We start from the raw sequence: 18,725 nt of genomic DNA, 5'->3' as shown, positions 1-18,725 counted from the left end.
GCAGGCGCGCCCGCGCCGTCCGGATCCCGGCCGCACCGCGCCCGGAGCCGGCCATGAGCGCCGATCCCCTCTCCCCGGACGCCCGCGCGAACAAGTTCGGCGCCGCCGAGGGCGACGGCATCGTGCGCTGCGATGCCTGCCCGGTGCTGTGCCGGATCCGGCCCGGGCGCGCCGGCGCCTGCGCGCGCTACGCCAACCGCGACGGGCGGCTCGTGCGCACCGACCCGGTCGTGCTCCTGCACGACACCGTCGAGGCGGGCGGCCGGCTGGTGCCGTTCGGGGCCGCCGCCTGGGACGGGCACGGGGCCGATCCGGCCCGAACCTTCGTGACCGGGATCGGCGCGGGCACGACCTATCCGGACTACAAGCCCGCCCCCTTCATCGTCGCGAGCGAGCACGAGGGCGTCGAGACCGTCACGGTCGTGACCGAGGGCATCTTCAGCTATTGCGGCGTGAAGGTGAAGATCGACACCGACCGCCATCTCGGGCCCGAGCGCGCCGCGGTCCGGGCCGGCTCCGAGGAGGTCGGCCACGTCACCACCGCCGAGTACGGCTCGCAGATGCTCTCGATCGGGGGCGTGCGCCACCTGACCGGCGGCTCCAAGAAGGAGGGGCAGGTCACCTGCGAGACGCTGCTCGCCCTCTGCTCCGGCGCGCCGGCGACGCTCGCCATCGACGGGGGCCACGCGGTCGTGGTCCAGGCCGGCCGCGCGCCGATCGTCGACGGCGTGCCGGAGCGCCGCATGCGGGTCGGCTGCGGCTCGGCCACGGTCGGCATCTTCGCCCGTCAGTGGCTCGGCCACGCCGACGAGGTCATCGTCGTGGACGACCACATCACCGGGGTCCTGACCGAGCATCAGGCCGGCAAGGTGCTGGGCATGCGCCCCGCGGGGATCCGCGTGCGGGGCCGGCGCTCGACGCCGGGGCGCTACTTCCAGGTGGCGAAGCCCGGCACCGGCTGGGGCGGCACCGACATCGCCGACCCGCTCGCCATCATCCAGGCGATCGATCCGGCCGTGGCCTGGCCGGGCCTGCGGCTGCTGATGACCTCGACCACCGGCGAGCACGCCCTCTGGCTCGTCCTCGACGAGCGCCTCACCCCGGTCCCGGCCGAGATGCCGCCGGCGATCCGCGCGGTGGTCGCGCGCATCGGCGAGAATTGCGAGCCCTCCCTCTGCACGGTGCTGTTCGTGGCCGGCGCGGGCGGGTCCCTGCGGGCGGGGGTGACCGAGAACCCGGTGCGCCTCACCCGCTCGGTCGCCTCGGGCGAGACCCGCGTGACCATGGGCGGCGCGCCCGTCACGGTCTGGCCGGGCGGGGGCATCACCGTGATGGCGGACGTCACGCGCCTGCCCGGCAACGCCTTCGGCGCCGTGCCGACGCCCGCGCTCGTCGCCCCGATCGAGTTCACCCTGCCGCGCGCCCTCTACGCCGATCTCGGCGGTCACCTGGGCGAGGTCGTCGCCATGGCGGACCTCCTGCGGGAGGTGGGGCCGGGCGCCCGCCACGAGGCGTGGCGGCCGGACAATCCCTGGCCCGCCCGCCCCGCCGCGAAGGGAGGGGGGCCGTGAGCGAGCCCCGGCGCCGCGAGGGGCTGCGCGTCGACCCGGAGGCGGTGCGGATCTACCGGCTCGAGGAGCAGATCGGCTACCTGATCCGCCGGGCGCACCAGCGCGCCTCGGCGATCTTCGAGAGCGTGATGCGCGACTTCGACGTGACGCCGGTGCAGTTCGCCGCCCTGGCGAAGCTCCACGACCTCGGGCCGACCTCGCAGAACCAGCTCGGGCGGCAGGTCGGCATCGATCCGGCGACGATGAACGGGGTGGCCCGCCGGCTCGCCGCCCGCGGCCTCCTGCGGCCCTCCCCCGACCCGGACGATGCCCGCCTCGTGCGCCTCGCCCTGACGGCGGAGGGGCGCGGCGTGGTCGAGGCCATGAAGAGCCGGGGCGCCGAGGTCACGGCCCGCACCCTCGATCCCCTGACCCAGGCGGAGGCGAAGGATCTCACCCGCCTCCTCGCCAAGCTCGGCTGAGCGCCGTGGAGGGGCCGCGCGTCCAGGCGCTGCCCGGCGGGCGACTCCACCTCCAGCACGGGCCGATCGACGTGGTGCTGCGGGCCCACGGCGCCGAGGCGGCGGTGCGGGAGGCCTACCGGGCGGCGGCGGCGCGCTTCGCGCCGCTGCTCGGCGAACTCGTCGCCGAATTGCCGGCCCTGCGCCGGCCGATGCGCGCGCGGCCGCGCGTCGAGGGGGCGGTGGCGCGCCGCATGGTGGCGGCCTGCCGCCCGCACCGGGAGTTCCTCACCCCCATGGCGGCCGTGGCCGGGGCGGTGGCGGACGAACTCCTCGCCGCCATGCTGGCCACGGCGCCCCTCGCCAAGGCCTTCGTCAACGACGGCGGCGACATCGCCCTCCACCTCGCCGAGGGCGAATCGATCGCGGTGGGCGTGGCGGGGGATTTCTCCCGCGGCCCGGTGCCGGCGCTGAACGGCCGGGTGCGGCTCTCGCACGCGGACGGGATCGGGGGGCTCGCGACCTCCGGGCGGCAGGGCCGCTCCTTCTCGCGCGGCATCGCCGATTCGGTGACGGTCCTCGCCCGCGACGCGGCCGCGGCGGACGCGGCCGCGACGCTCATCGCCAACGCGGTCGACCTCAAGGGCCATCCCGGCATCCGCCGCGCGCCGGCCGACAGCCTCGATCCCGATTCGGATCTCGGCGCGCGGCTCGTCACGGTGGGGGTCGATCCGCTGCCGCCCGAGGCGGTGGCGGCGGCGCTGGAGGCGGGCCGCGCCCGCGCCGCCGCGATGCGCGGCGCCGGCCTGATCCGCGACGCCGCCCTGATGCTGCAGGGGCGGAGCGTCGTCCTCGGCGGGATCGGGCGGATCGGCGCGGGCGCCTGAGCGGCGCGGTCGATCCACCTATCGCAGCTGCTCCAGGTTCTTGGCGGCCGCGAGGTTGCCGTTGGCCTTGGCTTGGCTGAACCAGGCCCGCGCCTGGGCGAGGTCCCTCGGCACGCCCGCGCCGCGCGCGTAGGCCACGCCGAGGGCGTTCTGGGCGGCGGCGTTGCCGTTGCGCGCCGCGCGCTGGTACCAGGAGACCGCCTCGGCCGGGTTGGCCGCCACGCCGTTGCCCTGGTCGTACATCGTGCCGAGATAATACTGCGCGAGCGGCTGGTTCTGCTGCGCGGCGCGCTGGAGCAGGGGCAGGGCCGCGGCCGGATCGCGGGGCCCGCCCGTGCCCAGGAGCAGCGCCTCGCCGGTCCTGGCCTGCCCCAGCGGGTCGCCGTGCTCCGCGGCGCGGCGATAGAGGGCGAGGGCCTGGCCCGGGTCGCGGGGCAGGCTGGTGCCGGTCTCGTAGGCCGCGCCGAGTTCGGCCTCCGCGAACCCGTCGCCCGCCTCGGCGGCGCGGCGGAACCATTGCAGGGACAGGCCGCGGTCGGCCGGCACGCCGGACCCGTCGCGGTAGGCGAGGCCCATGCGCCGCTGCGCGAAGGTGTTGCCCTGGTCCGCCGCCTTCTGGAACCAGGACACCGCCTCCTTCGGGTCCATCGGCTTGCCGTCGCCGGTGAGGAAGGCGTAGCCGAGCCGGGCCTGGGCCTCCGCGTCGCCCCGTCCCGCCGCCCGGGCGAGGTGCTCCATCGCCTGGGCCTTGCTGGCGGCGATGCCGCGCCCCTCCAGCAGGTGCACCCCGAGCAGCCGCTCGGCCCCGGCATTCCCCTGCGCGGCGGCCTTCTGGTACCAGCCCACCGCCGCGGCCTGATCGGCGGGGAGCCCGCCGAGCCCCCGCTCGTAGGCCCAGCCGAGCTCGGCCTGCGCGAAGGCGTCACCCGCCTCCGCGGCCCGGCGGAACCACGACGCGGCGCGGGCCGGATCGGCCGCCATGCCGACGCCGCGCTGCGCCGCGAGGCCGGCGAGGCGCTGGGCCGGCACGACGCCCTGCTGCGCCGCCTTCTCGATCCAGGGCAGGGAGGCGGCCGGGTCGGCCGGCACGCCGCCGCTACCCCAGTAGAGCGCGTTGCCGAGGTTGAACTGCGCCGCCGCGTGGCCCTGCTCGGCCGCGGCCCGGTAATGCGCCAGCGCTTGGCGCATGTCCGGCGCCGTGGTGGCGCGCCGCAGCGAGAGGGTCGGATCGAACAGGGTGCCGAGGCTGAACTGCGCCTCCGCGCCGCCCTCCGCCGCCGCCGCCCGCAGCTGCGCGAGCGCGGCCGGGTCGCCGAGGGCGCGGTCGCGCAGGGCCGTGCTCTCCGGGCCGGTGAGCGGCGCCTTCGGGCGCGCCCAGGGGGCGGCCGGCTCGGGGACGGGGAGCGCGCCGCCGAGGACGAGCCAGCCGGCGGCGAGCAGGGCCGCGGCCTGCGGCCAGATGATCCAGGCCCCGCGGTACCAGGGATCGCCGCTCCACAGGAGCGCGTGCTTGAGGGCGAGGGACGAGCCGGCCATGCCGTCAGCTCCTCATGCCGATGGCCGCGTCCAGGTCCGCCGCCTCGATCCGGCGCAGGTCGGCCTCGGGCTCGCGGGCGAGCCGCACGGCCTGGGCCTCGCGGGCGCGCTCCAGCAGCGTGCGCATCGCGCGGGCGTTGCCCCAATCCTCGCGCCTGGCATTCTCGGCGAGCCAGCCGGACAGCCGCGGCCCGAGCGGGTCGGGCAGCGCGTAGGCCTGGGCCGCCGCCATGCGCCGGAGGATCTCCTCCAGCTCCGCGACCGAGTAGGCCGGGAAATCGATGGTCTTGGTGAAGCGGCTGGCGAGGCCCGGATTGGTGCCGATGAACCGGCGCATCTCGTTCGGGTAGCCCGCCACGATCACGATGATGCGGTCGCGGTGGTCCTCCATGAACTTCAGCAGCGTGTCGATCGCCTCGCGCCCGAACGAGCCGCCCCCCTGCCCGTCGGCGAGGGCGTAGGCCTCGTCGATGAACAGGATGCCGTCGAGCGCCTCCTTGCACTTGTCCAGGGTCTTGGTGGCGGTCTGGCCGACGTAGCCGGCCACCAGCCCCGCGCGGTCCGTCTCGACGAGGTGTCCCTTGCGCAGGACGCCGACGCCCCGGAAGATCTCGCCGAGCGCGCGCGCGACCTGGGTCTTGCCGACCCCGGGCGGGCCGGTGAACACCATGTGCAGGCTCATGGCCGAGACCGGCAGGCCCTGCTCGCGCCGCTTCTGCTCGACCTGCAGCCGGGAGATCAGGGTGTTGACCTCCTCCTTCACCGGCGCGAGGCCCACCATCGCGTCGAGGTCGGCCAGCGCCGCCTCGGCCGGGCGGGCGCCCTGCGCCCGGGTCGGCACGCGCAGCAGCGGCAGCGGCGCGGTCGCCTGCCGGGCCTGGCCGGGGAGGGCGAAGCCGAGCGCGCTCTGGAAATCCTCGATCTCGATCCGGGAGAGATCGGCCTGCGGCTGGCCGGCGATGCGCAGCGCCTGGGCCTCGCGGGCCTTCTCCAAGAGGGTGCGCATCTCGCGGGCATTGCCCCAATCCTCGCGCTTGGCGTTCTCGGCGAGCCAGCCGGACAGCCGCGCCTCGATGTCCTCGGGCAGCTGGAAGGATTGCTTGGCCGCCATGGCGCGCAGGATCGCCCCCAGCTCGGCCGGGTCGTAGGCCGGGAAGGCGATGGTCTTGGTGAAGCGGCTGGCGAGACCCGGATTGGTGCCGATGAACCGGCGCATCTCGCTCGGGTAGCCCGCCACGATCACGATGATGCGGTCGCGGTAATCCTCCATGAACTTCAGCAGCGTGTCGATCGCCTCGCGCCCGAACGAGCCGCCCTCCTGCCCGTCGGCGAAGGCGTAGGCCTCGTCGATGAACAGGATGCCGTCGAGCGCCTCCTTGCACTTGTCCAGGGTCTTGGTGGCGGTCTGGCCGACGTAGCCGGCCACCAGCCCCGCGCGGTCCGTCTCGACGAGGTGTCCCTTGCGCAGGACGCCGACGCCCCGGAAGATCTCGCCGAGCGCGCGCGCGACCTGGGTCTTGCCGACCCCGGGCGGGCCGGTGAACACCATGTGCAGGCTCAGCGGCGCGCCGGCATGGCCCTGCTCGCGCCGCTTCTGCTCGACCTGCAGCCGGGAGATCAGCTTGTTGACCTCCTCCTTCACCGGCGCGAGGCCGATCATCCCGTCGAGTTCGTCGAGGGCGTCCTGGATCGGGCGCACCGGCGGCTTCTGGGAGGTGCGCAGGAGCCGCAGCGAGCCGACGGCCGCCCCGCCCGTGGCGAGGAGCACGTCCTGGCTCTGCGCGAGCCGGGCCGCCACGTAGGTGAGGGCCGCGCCCGCCGCCAGGATCGCCAGCACCGTCGCGACCTTGAGCAGGAGCGGGCCGGCCGTGCCGCCGGCCGCCGCGAAGTATGCGAGCGGGCTGCTCTGCGGGTTGATGAGCCACGCGCTCAGCACCGCGGCCGCCACGGAAATCAGGAAGAAGCCGAGCATCGGCCGGTCCCGGAAGAACGTCTTCATCGCCGAGTCCTCGTCGTGTCGGGGCGGAAACCGGGTCGGAAACCGGCGCGCCGCGGCGTCAGCAGATCTTGCCAGGCATCCAGACGACCGGGATCGAGGCCGCCCCGGTCGCCGGATCGAAGCGCCAGCCGGGCGACAGGAAGAGCCCGAGGCCGGCGAGGTCGCCCTCGACCGACAGGCTGCCGCGCCCGGCCGGGTAGGGGGACGGGAACGGGAGGGCGACCCGCTGGGGCGCCTCCCCCGGGACGATCTCGGGCGAGACGTAGGGGCCCGAGCGGATCCGGATGCCGCCCCGGCCCGCGCCCGCCCGGGTCACGCTCACCACCGCCAGGGGCGCCGCGCAGCTCCTCGCCTCCTGGACGAGCTGAGGCGCCCGCGCGACCGCGAGCGTCCCGGCCGCCGCGGCGATCTCGCCGGGGGCGACCTGCGCGAGCGTGAAGGAGGCCGGCCCCGCGGCGGTGCCGAACAGGGTCACCAGCAGGGCCGCGGTCGCGAGACCACCCGCGCCGGCGACCAGGGCCGGCGCGACCGGGCCGGCTTTCCGATCTCGCTCCTTCCCAGGCTCCCGAGACCCGGCGACTTGCGCGATCATCCGAGCATCCTCCCAAGCGAAGGCGGCGGGTTGCACGCGACGATTACGACGATGATAGGCGAAAAGCCTGTCGGTGAGAATGTGCGCCCGCGGAGACTTGCTGAATCCTGGGATCGACTTGCGCCCGTCGGGCGCGACGCGGCGATCCCGCCCGCCGCCGCGGCCGCATTCGCGCCGGCCGAGGATACTCCCCTAGAGGATACTCGCCGGGCTCGGCCCTCCCCTCGCCCGAACGGGCACGATTTCCTTTGGGAACTATTCCATCGCGCCCTCGATTAGTGCGGCGCGACGTCGACCGGTCCGCCGGGTCACCCTCGCTCCCGTCCTGCACACCCCCTCGCGGAGATCGTCATGAGCGACCTGCGCCCCTCCGCACGCGCCGCGGAGCCGAGCCCGTCGCGCCGGGCGCTGCGCGGCCTCGACGCGCTGAACTTCTTCCTCGCCGACGTGCGCGACGGCCTCGGGCCCTACCTCGCGATCTACCTGCTGGCCGTGCGCGGCCCCGCCCAGGGCTGGAACGAGGCGACGATCGGCCTCGTCATGACGGTGGCGGGCGTCGCCGGCCTGGCGGCGCAGACGCCCGCGGGCGCGCTCATCGACCGGACCCGGCGCAAGCCGGCCATCGTCATCGCGGCGGCCCTCGCCGTGACGGCGAGCTGCCTCGTCCTGCCCTGGATCTCCAACGTCTACCTCGTGGCTGGCACGCAGGCCCTCGCCCACGTGGCCGGCGCGGTCTTCCCGCCGGCCCTCACCGGCATCACCCTCGGCCTCGTCGGGCCGCGGCTCTTCGCTCGGCGGATCGGCCGCAACGAGGGCTTCAACCACGCCGGCAACGCGGTCTCGGCCCTCCTCGCGGCGGGCCTCGCCACCGTGTTCGGGCCGGCCATCGTGTTCTGGCTGATGGGCCTCCTCGCGGCGCTCAGCATCGGCGCGATGCTGGTGGTGCCGCGGGCGGAGATCGACGACGACCTCGCCCGGGGCCTTGACGGCCGCCAGCACGATCCCTGCGAGCAGCCCTCGGGCCTCGCGGTGCTGCTGCGCAACCGCCCCCTCCTGCTCTTCGCCGCGCTCTGCGCCGCCTTCCACCTCGCCAACGCGGCGATGCTGCCCTCGGTCGGCCAGCTGCTCACGAAGGTGGTGGGCAAGGACTACGCCACCTCGCTCATCGCGATCTGCATCGTGGCGGCCCAATGCGTGATGGTGCCGATGGCGATTCTGGTCGGCGCCAAGGCCGACCGTTTCGGGCGCAAGCCGATCTTCCTCGCCGCCTTCGGCATCCTGGCCCTGCGCGGCATTCTCTACACGCTCTCGGACGATCCCGTCTTCCTCGTGGCGGTGCAGTGCCTCGACGGGGTAGGGGCCGGGATCTACGGGGCCCTCTTCCCGATCGTGGTCGCCGACCTGACCCGCGGCAGCGGCCGCTTCAACGTCGCGCAGGGCGCGGTCGCCACCGCGCAGGGCGTCGGCGCCTCCCTCAGCGCCGCCCTGGCGGGACTCGTGATCGTCTCGGCCGGCTACGCGGCGGCCTTCCTGGTCCTGGCCGGGATCGCGGCCCTCGGCTTCGCCCTCTACCTCTTCGCCATGCCGGAGACGCGCGGCCTCGCTCCGGGCCATCCGTCCCCGGCCGCGGCCCCGCTCGCCGTCCCGGCAGAGTGAGGGATCCCGCGCGGGCGCGACGCGGCGCCGGGGCACCCGAACCAGGCGCGTCCTGGGCAGGCTTGGCCTTCGATGGCTTGGCCCTCGATGGCTTGGCCTTTGACGGCTTGGCCTTACCAGGCTTGGCCTTGGAAGGTTTGGCCGGAGCCGCGAAGGCCGGCACGGCTGGCCCCACCGCACCGATCCGGGAGATCCGTCACCATGGGCGCGCTCGGCGTCACACCCCACCTCGCCACCTGGGGCATCGCCGCGCTGGCGACGCTCGGCGTGATCCTGCGCCCCCTCGGCTGGCCGGAAGCGGTCTGGGCCGTGCTCGGGGCGATCGTGCTCGTCGCCCTCGGCCTGCTCCCCGCCGGCACCGCCTGGGACGGGGTCCTGAAGGGCACGGACGTCTACCTCTTCCTGATCGGCATGATGCTGCTCGCCGAGGTCGCCCGGAAGGAGGGGCTGTTCGACTGGCTCGCCGGCATCGCGGTGCGGCGGGCGCGGGGCTCGGCGACGCGGCTCTTCACCCTCGTCTACGCGGTCGGCACGGTCGTGACGGTGTTCCTGTCGAACGATGCCTGCGCGGTGGTGCTGACGCCGGCGGTCGCGTGCGCCGCCAAGGCCGCCCGGGTGCGCGACCCGCTGCCCTACCTGCTGGTCTGCGCCTTCATCGCCAACGCGGCGAGCTTCGTGCTGCCGATCTCGAACCCGGCCAACCTCGTCGTCTACGCGGCGCACATGCCCCCGCTCGCCGAGTGGCTCGCCCGCTTCACCTTGCCCTCCGCGCTGGCGATCCTGGCGACCTACGCGGCCTTGCGCCTCACGCAGGGCCCCACCCTGCGCGCCCAGGAGGTGGCGACCGACGTGCCGCGCGCCGACCTGTCCCGCACCGGGCTCGTCGCCGGGCTCGGCATCCTGGCGACGGGGCTCGTGCTGATCGCCGCCTCGGCGCGCGGCCTCGCTCTCGGCCCGCCGACCTGCCTCGCGGGACTCGCCACCGCGCTCCTCGTCCTGGCGCTGCGGCGGGAGGGTTTGGCCGAACTGGTCCGGGACGTGTCCTGGAGCGTGCTGCCCCTCGTCGCCGGGCTGTTCGTGCTGGTCGAGGCCCTGGAGAGGACCGGGGTGCTGCGCCTCGTCGCCGACACCCTGAGGGTGCAGGCGGGCGCCCATCCGGCCGGCACCGCCTGGGGGGCGGGCGCGCTCGTCGCTTTGCTCTGCAACCTCCTCAACAATCTGCCGGCCGGGCTGATCGCCGGCGCGGCGGTGCAGGCGGCGGAGGTCTCCGACAGGATCGCGGGCGCGATCCTGATCGGGGTCGATCTCGGCCCCAACCTCTCGGTCACGGGCTCCCTCGCCACGATCCTCTGGCTCACCGCGATCCGGCGGGAGGGGCAGCATGTCGGGGCGTGGCGCTTCCTGGCGCTGGGAGCGCTGGTGATGCCGCCCGCCCTCCTGCTGGCGCTCGCCGGCCTCCTCCTCGTGCCCTGAGGCCGCCCCCGACCGCCGCGCGCCCGTATCCCTTCATCCTGGCGGCGGGCGCGCTCCGGGCGCGCGGCAAGCCCGTGAAGGCGCAGCCGCGCGGGGCGCCGGCCACCGAAGGACCTTCGGTCCCTCAGTGCTTCTCCTCGCCCGGCCGGTGCGTCTGCGGCCGATGGCCGTCCTGGCCGGGATTGTTGTGCTTGTTGTGGTCGCGGCTCTCCTGATGGGTCGTCGGCGGCCGCGCCGGGTCCGCGCTGCTGCGGACGCGGTCGCCTCCCGCCGGGACGTTCGGCCCCTCCCGGTGCTCGATGATCCGCTGGTGCTGGGCGTGGGTCTTGTCGCCGTGCGGCTTCTCGCCGGCCATGGGTGCCTCCGTCGCGCGAGGGGTCAGGCCGCCCCAACCCCCGGCGCGGCGCGCCTGTTCCGGCCGCCCCGCGCGGCCCTCAGGAGGCGAGGGGGACGGCGCCCGGGCAGGGCGGCAGCGGCGCGCGCAGGACCTCGAAGGCGGAGAGGATCGGCTTCGGCTTGCCGAGGAAGTAGCCCTGCGCCTCCCGGCAGCCGACCTTGCGCACGAAATCCAGGTGGTCGGCGGTCTCGATGCCCTCCGCCGTCGTCGCCATCCCGAGTTCGTCGGCGAGCCCCACGATGGCGCTCACGATCGCGAGCGAGTTCGCCCGCGTCGTCATCTCGCGCACGAAGGATTGGTCGATCTTGATCTTGTGGAACGGGAAGGTGCGCAGGTAGCTCAGCGAGGAGTAGCCGGTGCCGAAATCGTCGAGCACGATCCGCACCCCGAGGGCGCGGATGCGCTCCAGGAGCTGCACCATCCGCTCGCTGTCCTCCATCAGCGCCGTCTCGGTGATCTCCAATTCGAGCCGGGCCGGAGCGAGCCCGGATTCGGCGAGGGCGGTCGCGATCCGCTCGACGATGTCCTCCGCCCGCAGCTGCACCGGCGAGAGGTTGACCGCGACGCGGATGCCGGGCGGCAGGGCGGCCGCATCCCGGCAGGCCCGGTCGAGCACGAAGGCGCCGATCGCCTCGATCTGCCCGGTCTGCTCGGCGATCGGGATGAACTGCGCCGGGCTGACGAAGCCCCGCACCGGGTGGTTCCAGCGCACCAGGGCCTCGAAGCCGCTGACCCGCCCCCCGGCGAGGTCGAAGACCGGCTGGTAGGCGAGGACGAGCTGGCCGCCCGGAACCGCCTCGGCGAGGTCGGATTGCAGGGCCAGCCGCTCGTGCAGGCGCGCGGCGATCGACTTCTCGAACACGCAGGCCAAGCCCCGGCCCCGCCCCTTGGCCTCGTAGAGGGCCATGTCGGCGTGGCGCAGCAGCGTGTCGGCGTCCCGCGCCTCCGGCCCGGACACCGCGATGCCGACGCTCGCCCCGACCTGCACGGTCCGGCCCGCGAGCGCGTAGGGCGCGCTCAGCTGCGCGATGATCCGCGCCGCCAGCGCCTGCGCGGCGGCCTCGCCCTCCGCGCAGGCGACCGCGAATTCGTCGCCCCCGAGGCGCGCGACGACCCCGCCCTCGCCCACGCAGGCGCCGAGCCGCGCCCCCACCGCCGCCAGCAGCGCGTCGCCGACCGGATGGCCGAGCGTGTCGTTCACGTTCTTGAAGGCGTCGAGGTCGAGGTAGAGCAGCGCGGTCGCGTCCGGCGCGTCGGCGCGCATCATCGCGTCCAGGCGCTCGCGGAACAGGACGCGGTTCGGCAAATGCGTCAGCGGATCGTGCTGGGCGAGGAAGCGGATGCGGTCCTCGGCCTGCTGCTGCTCGGTGACGTCCTCGTAGATCGCCACCGAGCCGCCATCGGCCATCGGCCGCTGGGTGATCGAGAGGGTGCGCCCGTCCTGACCCGAGATCTTGAAGGTGCCGGCACCCTCGCGGGTCGCGCTGCAGCGCGCGCATCCGGGCGAGGGCGCGCCGGCCCAGGGAGCAGCGGGCCCCGATCTCGGCGAAGATCACCTCCATGCTCTCGCCCGGCGCCAGGGTCTCGGGCGCGGTCCCGAGGAGTTCGGCGAGGCGGCGGTTCGCCACGATCAGGCGGCCCGCCGCGTCCGCCATCAGGAGCCCGTGCGACATGTTGCCGAGGGCGGCGTCGAACAGCCGGTTCTGGGTGCGCAGGGAGCGGTCGCGCTCCAGGAGGGCCGTGTTCTGCGCCTGGACCTCGGCCATGGCCTGCCCCGCCCGGGCATTCGCCGCCGCGAGATCCTCCAGGGCGGCCTTGAGGGCGGTGATGTCGGTGCGAATGCCGACCGTCTCCCCGGTCGCCGTGCGGCGCTCGGTGATCAGCACCCAGCGGCCGCCGGGCAGCAGGCGTTCGAGCGTGCCGTGATCGTCGCGGTGCCACGCCACCACGTCGCGCACGAAGGCGTCGAGGTCGCTGCCGGCCTGCGGGTACTGGCCGCGCTCCGCCCCGTACCGGATGATGTCCTCGAAGCGCGCGCCGGGCCGCAGCGCCGGTTCGCTGAGGGCGTAGAGCGCGCGGTAGCGGCTGTTGCAGGTGACGAAGCGGTCGTCGCGGTCCCACATCACGAAGCCGTCCGCCATGGCCTCGATGGCGTTCTCCAGCATCCTGTGAGCGCGGTCGCGCGCCGCCTGAAGCTCGTGGTAGACGCGCCACCCCGCCAGCAGAGCCGCGGCCGCCGCGAGGAGCAGCGCCTCGATGAGGCAGGTCACCGCGACGATGCGGGCGCGGTCGCGCGACCAATCCGCGAAGGCCTGCGCGGTCTCCAGCGTCACCGCCACTGCGACGTCGCCGTACAGGGTGGACCGCGCCGCCGCCAGGACGGGGCCGTGCCCGGGGCCGGCCGGGAGGGCGAAGGCCCGGTCGTCGCGCTCCCGCACGCTGATCCGCTGGGGCAGGATCCGGCCGGTGGCGAGTTCGTCGTGCGGCAGGCTCGCCAGCAGCCGCCCGTCCGCGCGCTCGAGCGTCACCCGCTGCCCGGGCGCGTCGCCCGCCTCGGCGAGCAGGCCCTGCACGGAGGAGAGCGGCACCTCGGCCACGGCCACGAGCTCGCCCTCGCCCGGCAGCGTGACGGTGCGGGCGAGGTGGAGCACCCACTCGCCCGTGCGCCGGTTGTGGGTCGGGCCGGCCAGGGTCATCATGCCCCGGCTGCGGTCCGGGATCGTTTCGTCGAGCGGGAAGCGGGCCGAGCGGGCGCGGGCCGACGTCCACAGCGTGCCGTCGCGCCGCACCAGCATCAGGTCGCGGAAGGCGAAGCTCTGCACGTTGAGGCCGCGCAGGAGCCGGCCCGCCCGTTCGGGCGAGATCGCCCCCGGCGTCGCGGCCAGCGTCGAGAGCAGGACCGGCAGGCTCGCGAGCGCGCTGTCGATCTGCAGGAACTGCCGGTTGATCGTGTGGGCCAGGGTCTGGGCGGTGCGCTCGACCGAGCGCTCCGCCGCCACCCGGACGGTCTCGTGGGTCTGCTGCAGCAGGAGGACGCTGCCCCCGAGCAGCGCGCCGGACACCAGCGCGACGACGCCCAGCACCGCCAGGACGAGGCGCCGCGGCAGCCTGGCGCGGGCCGCCTCAGCGCTCATCGGCCCGGATCCCGGTCGTGGCGGCGAGCGCGGCGTTCCAGGCGGCGCCGCAATCGCGGCCGCAGCGCTCGATCCAGTCCGGCGGCACCCGGCGCTGGAGGAGGCGCAGGCGGCGCTCCTCGTCCTCCGCGCTGACCGGCACGAGGGTGAGACCGGCCCGCGACCCGGGCGGGCACTCCGCCGCCCCGGTGCTGCAGGCGAGGCCCCGGGCCGTGTCCGCCTCGGCCATGCGCCAGATGCGCTCCTCGAGGTCACCGACCCCGCGCCGGATCGCCTCGCGCAGGTCCGGCGCGATGGCGCCCCAGGCGTCGCGGTTGGCGCCGAAGATCGAGAGCCCCCAGTTGATCGGCAGCGCGTGGACGTGGGAGGTCACCGCCGTCAGCCCGATCTCCAGGCCACTCAGGGTGCCGGTGATCGCGCAATCCGCCACGCCGCGCGCCACCGCGCCGGTCGTCTCGCTGAACGGGACGATGATCGGCACCCCCCCGAGCGCCCGCACGAACTCGGACTGGTTCACCGAGGAGATGCGCACCCGGCGCCCCGCCAGGTCGTCGAGGCCCCGGAACGCCTCGGCGCAGTAGAGCACCTGCGCCGGATAGGCGTAGACGCCGAGGAGCTCGATGCCGTAGCGCTCGTCCAGCACCCGCCGCATATGCGGGCGGAAGGCCGCCAGGCTGCGCCGCAGCGCCCGCGTGTCGGGGTTCAGGCCGGGCAGGTCGACCGCGGTCAGCTCCGGGTCCTCTCCGGCGGCGAGGGACAGGAGCACCGTGCCGAACGGGACGACGCCGAGCCGCATCAGCTGCAGCATGTCCTCGCCGCGCAGGCCGCTGCGGTCGAAGGCGTGGATGCTGGCGACGACGCGCCCGCCCGAGCGCTCCGCGATCTCGCGCGACCAGAACGGCTCCTCGAACTGGGTGAATTGCCGGACGCCAGCGAGGCCGCCGACCACGCGCAGCGCCAGGGGGGTTTGCGCGGCGCCAGCCCCGGTGGCCGCGAGCAGCATCAGGGACGCGCCGACGCCCCGCGCCCGGACGCGCCCCAGCCAGCCTCGTCGCCCCGCGCTGACGCTCATCGAACGCCGCTCCCGACGGAGCCCCCGCATGGCGGCAGGCCCTCTTCGCCCTCGTCAGACGCACCATGCGCGGCGGGCGTTAAAGAATCCCCCATCGGGCGGAGACGAGCAACGAAGAGCGGCCGGTCGTCTCCGATCCGGCCAAGTCGGTCCCAGATTTCTCCGGATGATCCTGGACTTCTGAGAACTCGCGGTTGTGGTGCGATGTAAGATCCCGCCGGAGTTTACCTGGGAAGGGGCGATGCCCGGGAGCGGTCACCCTGGCTTTACGTGAGGGCGCGACTCGCCGCAAGCCGGGCGCCCGCCGCGGCCCCGCCTGGTCATCCGACATCCGGTTGATTGCTTCGCCATGCGGATGTCGGCTTCGCTCAGGCGCCGCGCGGGCTTGTCATCCGACATCCGGTTGATGGCTTCGCCATCTCCGATTTCGGCCATGCGGATATCGGCTTCGCTCAAGCGCCGCGCTCGGGCGCCGCGCAGGCTCGTGAGACGGGAGCCGCTTCGATCGAGCGGATCCCGGATCAGGCCACCCCGACCTGGAGCAGGTCGTGGATGTGCAGGATGCCGATCGGCCTTCCGCCCTCGACCACGAACATCGCGGTGATCTGGCGGCGGTTCATCATCTCCAGGGCCGCGCTCGCGAGCCCGCCCGGCAGCACCGTGATCGGGGCGGGGGTCATGATCGCGTCGACCGGCCGGTGCAGCAGGTCGCTGCCCATGTGGCGGCGCAGGTCGCCGTTGGTGATGATCCCGACGAGCCGCCCGGCCTCGTCGACCACGCCCGCGCAGCCGAAGCGCTTGCCCATGATCGCCAGCAGCGCCTCGGACATCGGGATGCCGCGGGGCACCAGGGGCATCTCGTCGTCGGTGTGCATGAGCTGGCGCACGGTCTTGAGCCGGGCCGCGAGCTTGCCGCCCGGATGGAAGACCTTGAAGTCGCTTGCCGAGAAGCCGCGGCGCTCGAGCAGCGCGATGGCGAGCGCGTCGCCGAGCGCGAGCTGCATCACGCTCGACGACGTCGGCGCGAGGTTGTGCGGGCAGGCCTCCTTGACCAGGGGCAGCGGCAGCAGGATGTCGGCCGCGAGCCCCAGCGTGCTCTGCGGGTTCGAGGTCAGGGCGATCAGCGGCACCGTGAAGCGCTTGGCGAAGCTCACGATGTCGCCGAGTTCCGCCGTCTCCCCCGACCACGACAGGGCGATGACGATGTCCTGCGCGGTGATCATGCCGAGGTCGCCGTGGCTGGCCTCGGAGGGGTGGATGAAGGTGGCCGGCGTGCCCGTCGAGGCCAGCGTCGCGGCGATCTTGCGGGCGATGTGGCCGCTCTTGCCGATGCCCGACACGAAGACGCGCCCGGGGCTCGCGTGGATCGCCGCCACCGCCTCCGCGAAGCCGGCCCGCAGCTCGCCGTCGAGGGCGCGGGCCAGCGTGTGGAGGGCCTCCGCCTCGGTGCGGATGGTGCGGATGGCCGAGAAATGGCCGGCCTCGACGATCTGCGCGGCGCTGCTCTCCGCGGTCTCGGCCGTGTGGGTACGCTCCATCCTGCTTCCTCGTCGCGACGGGCCCGCGCCGATTCGGCGCGGCCCGGGAAAGGCGGGAGCTTAGCGCCGGATTTGCGGCCAGATTGCGTGCGCGACGTCAGGGCACCTCGACGGCGATGTTGGGCAGGCGGATCGCGAAGGTCGAGCCGGCCCCGGGGGCGTGGCTCTCGGCGGTGGCCCGGCCGCCGTGCAGTTCGGCGATGCGCTTGACGATCGACAGGCCGAGGCCCGTCGAGCCCTCGCCGCCGGTCGGCTTGGCCGAGAGCCGCTGGAAGCGCCCGAACAGCCGGCCCTGATCCTCCGGCGACAGGCCGGGGCCGAAATCCCGCACCGCGAAGACCGTGTCGGTCTCGTCCTGGGCCACCGCCACGACGATCTCGCCGCCGTTCGGGCTGTACTTGATGGCGTTTGAGACCAGGTTGTCCATCGCCTCGCGCAGGCGCTCGCCGTCGCCGCAGATGAACAGGCTCGCGGGGATCTCGGTGCGCAGGTGCTGCGCCTTGGTCTCGGCGAGGGGGGCGTTCGATTGCGCGACCTCGCGGGCCAGGGCGGCGAAGTCGACCGGCTCGCGCCGCAGCGTGATGTCGAGGGCGTCGTTCATCGCGTCGGCGATCAGGCTCTCGATCATGCCGGTCAGGCGCCGGGCCGATTCGCGGATGTGGCCGACCTGGGCGCGCATCGCCTCCACGGGCTGGGGCAGGGTGCCGACGAGGTCGCCCAGCATCTCGGCCCGCCCGAGGATCACCGCGAGCGGGTTCTTCAGGTCGTGCGCGACCGTGCCGAGGATCTCGGTCTTGAGCTGGTTGGCCCGCCGGAGGTCCGAGCGCTGCAGGGCGAGGCGGCGGTTGGCCCGCATCAGCTCGGCGGTGCGCTCCACCACCCGCTGCTCCAGGCCGACATTCGCCCGCTGCAATTGCTCGTACAGGATGACGTTGTCGAAGGCGATCGACAGGCGCGAGGTGAAGAGCGCGATCAGCGCCCGGTCGGTCTCGGACAGCGAGCGGTCGGCCTTGAGGAGGGCCACGATCTCGCTGCCGCTCGCGGTGTGCACGTAGAGCGTCGACCACCGGTCGCCGAAAGTGTGGCTCCGCTCCGCGAAGGCCCGCTCGACGATCCCGCGCACCTCCCCGTCGAGGGCCACGGCCCGGGCGGGCGCGACGAGGTGCTGGTAGCAGCCCGAGCCCGCCAGGACGCAGAAGCTCTCGTCCGGCGCGGCGCGCTCGCGCAGGACCAGGATGCCCTCGCAGGCGACGTTGAGCAGCGAGGCGACCTGCGTCAGCACGCCCTCGGCCAGCCGCTGCATCGACTTGTGGTCGAGCAGCATCGGCGCCGCATCGATGATGATCTCCAGTCCCCGCCGCGTCTCCTCCAGGCGCTTGAGCTGCTGGTAGGCCCGGAGGGCGGCCGTCAGGCTGGTGAACAGCTTGTCGGCCGTGAGCTCGGTCTTCGCCTTGTAGTCGTTGATGTCGTAATCGACGATGACGCGGCGCTCGGGGGCCTGCCCCGGCTGGCCGGTGCGCAGGATGATGCGGACGGTCTCGTCGCGCAGGTCGCGGCGGATGTAATCGACCAGGGTGAGGCCGGCATCCTCGGTCTCCATCACCACGTCGAGGAGGATCACCGCCACGCCGCCGCGCCGCGCGGCGAGCAGCGCCCGCGCCTCCGCGGCCGAGTGGGCCGACAGGATGTCGAGCCGGGCCCCGTCGAGGGCGTAGCCCGCCAGCGCGAAGCGGGTGCCCTCGTGCACCGCCGGGTCGTCGTCCACCACCACCACCGACCATTGCGGCGAGGCGGCCTCCTCCGGCGCGGCCTCGTCGTCGGGTACCAGAAACAAGAAATCGTCGTCGCTCATCGACCGTCCGCCAGCATCCTTCCAAGGTGCGCGGCCGCATCCTGACCGGACGGGGCCGCCCGAACAAGCTTACCTTGCCGAAAATGCCGGAATGACATCGCCGAGCGCGCGATCTGATCGATGACGGGCGGTCGAGGCGGCGGCCCGCATGGTCGATCGCGGCCGAATCGGGTCGGAATGTGCGTCAGAGCACAGCCCAGGGTTGGCGATCGGACGCAATCCGCTTGTAACAGTCCTTGCTTACATCGCGCCGTCGTCGCGACGCGCGACGGGCCAAGCACGGGAGATCGGCGATGCTCTGCACGACCCAGTCAGGTCTTCACGCGACGCAGAGGCCCGCGACCCCGGGAGCCGAGCCCTGGCGCGCGGATCTGGAGGCCCTGCGCCGCCTGCTGCAGGATTCGCGGCCGGCCGAGCCGAGCCGCGGCGAGATCGCCGACCTGATCGAGGACGAGGCGCCCGGCGCCCTGCCGCGCCGGGCCCGCGAGCGCATCGCGGAGCGGCTGACGGCCACGCTGCGCCGCCTCGCCTGAGGGACCCGGGCGCGGCGTCGCGCCCGCCCCCGCCGTGATCGCCGG

The 18,725-nt window shown here is 74.2% G+C and carries 14 protein-coding genes and 1 pseudogene; 6 read left to right on the top strand and 9 right to left on the bottom strand.

The features are described from left to right. Positions 1 to 53: 53 nt before the first annotated feature. The 3 genes from MET2598_RS0117655 to MET2598_RS0117645 are packed head-to-tail and all read left to right on the top strand — an operon-like array spanning position 54 to position 2,898. Positions 54 to 1,571 carry a 6-hydroxynicotinate reductase gene (locus MET2598_RS0117655; RefSeq protein ID WP_018261760.1) on the top strand — a complete coding sequence of 506 codons (1,518 nt, stop codon included), beginning with the start codon at positions 54 to 56 and terminating at the stop codon, positions 1,569 to 1,571. Beyond that, positions 1,568 to 2,032 (top strand): MarR family winged helix-turn-helix transcriptional regulator, encoded by a 465-nt coding sequence (locus MET2598_RS0117650; RefSeq protein ID WP_018261759.1) that lies wholly within the window; start codon positions 1,568 to 1,570, stop codon positions 2,030 to 2,032. The genes MET2598_RS0117655 and MET2598_RS0117650 overlap by 4 nt, the downstream gene beginning before the upstream one ends. 5 nt (positions 2,033 to 2,037) lie before the next feature. Then, positions 2,038 to 2,898, top strand: a complete 861-nt coding sequence (locus MET2598_RS0117645) for a UPF0280 family protein (RefSeq protein ID WP_018261758.1) — start codon at positions 2,038 to 2,040, stop codon at positions 2,896 to 2,898. Positions 2,899 to 2,916: 18 nt separating this feature from the next. Here MET2598_RS0117645 and MET2598_RS0117640 read toward each other — a convergent pair whose 3' ends face one another. From MET2598_RS0117640 to MET2598_RS0117630, 3 genes are read right to left on the bottom strand one after another with little or no spacing between them, the layout of a single operon-like run. After that, complete coding sequence (locus MET2598_RS0117640; protein ID WP_018261757.1) at positions 2,917 to 4,434, bottom strand: tetratricopeptide repeat protein; 1,518 nt, start codon at positions 4,432 to 4,434, stop codon at positions 2,917 to 2,919. Between the two features lie 4 nt (positions 4,435 to 4,438). Beyond that, positions 4,439 to 6,433 carry an AAA family ATPase gene (locus tag MET2598_RS0117635; protein WP_018261756.1) on the bottom strand — a complete coding sequence of 665 codons (1,995 nt, stop codon included), beginning with the start codon at positions 6,431 to 6,433 and terminating at the stop codon, positions 4,439 to 4,441. A 58-nt stretch (positions 6,434 to 6,491) separates the two neighbouring features. Then, a complete protein-coding gene (locus tag MET2598_RS0117630; protein WP_012331863.1) occupies positions 6,492 to 7,025 on the bottom strand; it encodes a hypothetical protein in 534 nt (177 codons plus the stop codon). A gap of 351 nt (positions 7,026 to 7,376) precedes the next feature. Between MET2598_RS0117630 and MET2598_RS0117625 the strand changes: the two genes are divergently transcribed. Beyond that, positions 7,377 to 8,681 carry an MFS transporter gene (locus tag MET2598_RS0117625; RefSeq protein WP_012331864.1) on the top strand — a complete coding sequence of 435 codons (1,305 nt, stop codon included), beginning with the start codon at positions 7,377 to 7,379 and terminating at the stop codon, positions 8,679 to 8,681. Between the two features lie 201 nt (positions 8,682 to 8,882). Next, positions 8,883 to 10,154 (top strand): arsenic transporter, encoded by a 1,272-nt coding sequence (locus tag MET2598_RS0117620; protein ID WP_012331865.1) that lies wholly within the window; start codon positions 8,883 to 8,885, stop codon positions 10,152 to 10,154. Between the two features lie 124 nt (positions 10,155 to 10,278). On the opposite strand, the gene MET2598_RS0117615 is transcribed toward MET2598_RS0117620, so the two are convergent. The 6 genes and pseudogenes from MET2598_RS0117615 to MET2598_RS0117595 form a co-directional block, all read right to left on the bottom strand. Next, positions 10,279 to 10,509 (bottom strand): hypothetical protein, encoded by a 231-nt coding sequence (locus MET2598_RS0117615; RefSeq protein ID WP_018261755.1) that lies wholly within the window; start codon positions 10,507 to 10,509, stop codon positions 10,279 to 10,281. A gap of 79 nt (positions 10,510 to 10,588) precedes the next feature. Beyond that, on the bottom strand, positions 10,589 to 11,959 hold the full coding sequence (locus MET2598_RS36785) for a putative bifunctional diguanylate cyclase/phosphodiesterase (protein WP_018261754.1): 1,371 nt from the start codon (positions 11,957 to 11,959) through the stop codon (positions 10,589 to 10,591). Positions 11,960 to 12,122: 163 nt separating this feature from the next. Beyond that, positions 12,123 to 12,674, bottom strand: a pseudogene (locus MET2598_RS43775) (PAS-domain containing protein); the annotation flags it as partial. Positions 12,675 to 13,674: 1,000 nt separating this feature from the next. Continuing rightward, positions 13,675 to 14,757 carry a TRAP transporter substrate-binding protein gene (locus tag MET2598_RS0117605; RefSeq protein WP_018261752.1) on the bottom strand — a complete coding sequence of 361 codons (1,083 nt, stop codon included), beginning with the start codon at positions 14,755 to 14,757 and terminating at the stop codon, positions 13,675 to 13,677. Positions 14,758 to 15,278: 521 nt separating this feature from the next. After that, positions 15,279 to 16,295 carry a KpsF/GutQ family sugar-phosphate isomerase gene (locus tag MET2598_RS0117600; protein WP_012331869.1) on the bottom strand — a complete coding sequence of 339 codons (1,017 nt, stop codon included), beginning with the start codon at positions 16,293 to 16,295 and terminating at the stop codon, positions 15,279 to 15,281. Positions 16,296 to 16,392: 97 nt separating this feature from the next. Further along, positions 16,393 to 18,147, bottom strand: coding sequence for a DUF3369 domain-containing protein (locus MET2598_RS0117595; RefSeq protein WP_018261751.1), 1,755 nt, complete (start codon positions 18,145 to 18,147; stop codon positions 16,393 to 16,395). 293 nt (positions 18,148 to 18,440) lie between these two features. On the opposite strand from MET2598_RS0117595, the gene MET2598_RS0117590 reads away from it, so the two are divergent. Further along, a complete protein-coding gene (locus tag MET2598_RS0117590; RefSeq protein ID WP_012331871.1) occupies positions 18,441 to 18,680 on the top strand; it encodes a hypothetical protein in 240 nt (79 codons plus the stop codon). Positions 18,681 to 18,725: the final 45 nt, after the last annotated feature.

Origin of the sequence: Methylobacterium sp. WSM2598, from assembly GCF_000379105.1 — a bacterium.
In the GTDB taxonomy this organism is placed as follows: domain Bacteria; phylum Pseudomonadota; class Alphaproteobacteria; order Rhizobiales; family Beijerinckiaceae; genus Methylobacterium.
This window is presented reverse-complemented; position numbering and strand designations above follow the sequence as displayed.

Excerpts from the sequence above, each read along its gene's own strand:
- MET2598_RS0117655 (WP_018261760.1), top strand. The coding sequence starts at position 54 with ATGAGCGCCGATCCCCTCTCCCCGGACGCCCGCGCGAACAAGTTCGGC.
- MET2598_RS0117640 (WP_018261757.1), bottom strand. The coding sequence starts at position 4,434 with ATGGCCGGCTCGTCCCTCGCCCTCAAGCACGCGCTCCTGTGGAGCGGC.
- MET2598_RS0117635 (WP_018261756.1), bottom strand. The coding sequence starts at position 6,433 with ATGAAGACGTTCTTCCGGGACCGGCCGATGCTCGGCTTCTTCCTGATT.
- MET2598_RS0117630 (WP_012331863.1), bottom strand. The coding sequence starts at position 7,025 with ATGATCGCGCAAGTCGCCGGGTCTCGGGAGCCTGGGAAGGAGCGAGAT.
- MET2598_RS0117625 (WP_012331864.1), top strand. The coding sequence starts at position 7,377 with ATGAGCGACCTGCGCCCCTCCGCACGCGCCGCGGAGCCGAGCCCGTCG.
- MET2598_RS0117620 (WP_012331865.1), top strand. The coding sequence starts at position 8,883 with ATGGGCGCGCTCGGCGTCACACCCCACCTCGCCACCTGGGGCATCGCC.
- MET2598_RS0117615 (WP_018261755.1), bottom strand. The coding sequence starts at position 10,509 with ATGGCCGGCGAGAAGCCGCACGGCGACAAGACCCACGCCCAGCACCAG.
- MET2598_RS36785 (WP_018261754.1), bottom strand. The coding sequence starts at position 11,959 with ATGGCCGATGGCGGCTCGGTGGCGATCTACGAGGACGTCACCGAGCAG.
- MET2598_RS0117605 (WP_018261752.1), bottom strand. The coding sequence starts at position 14,757 with ATGAGCGTCAGCGCGGGGCGACGAGGCTGGCTGGGGCGCGTCCGGGCG.
- MET2598_RS0117600 (WP_012331869.1), bottom strand. The coding sequence starts at position 16,295 with ATGGAGCGTACCCACACGGCCGAGACCGCGGAGAGCAGCGCCGCGCAG.
- MET2598_RS0117595 (WP_018261751.1), bottom strand. The coding sequence starts at position 18,147 with ATGAGCGACGACGATTTCTTGTTTCTGGTACCCGACGACGAGGCCGCG.
- MET2598_RS0117590 (WP_012331871.1), top strand. The coding sequence starts at position 18,441 with ATGCTCTGCACGACCCAGTCAGGTCTTCACGCGACGCAGAGGCCCGCG.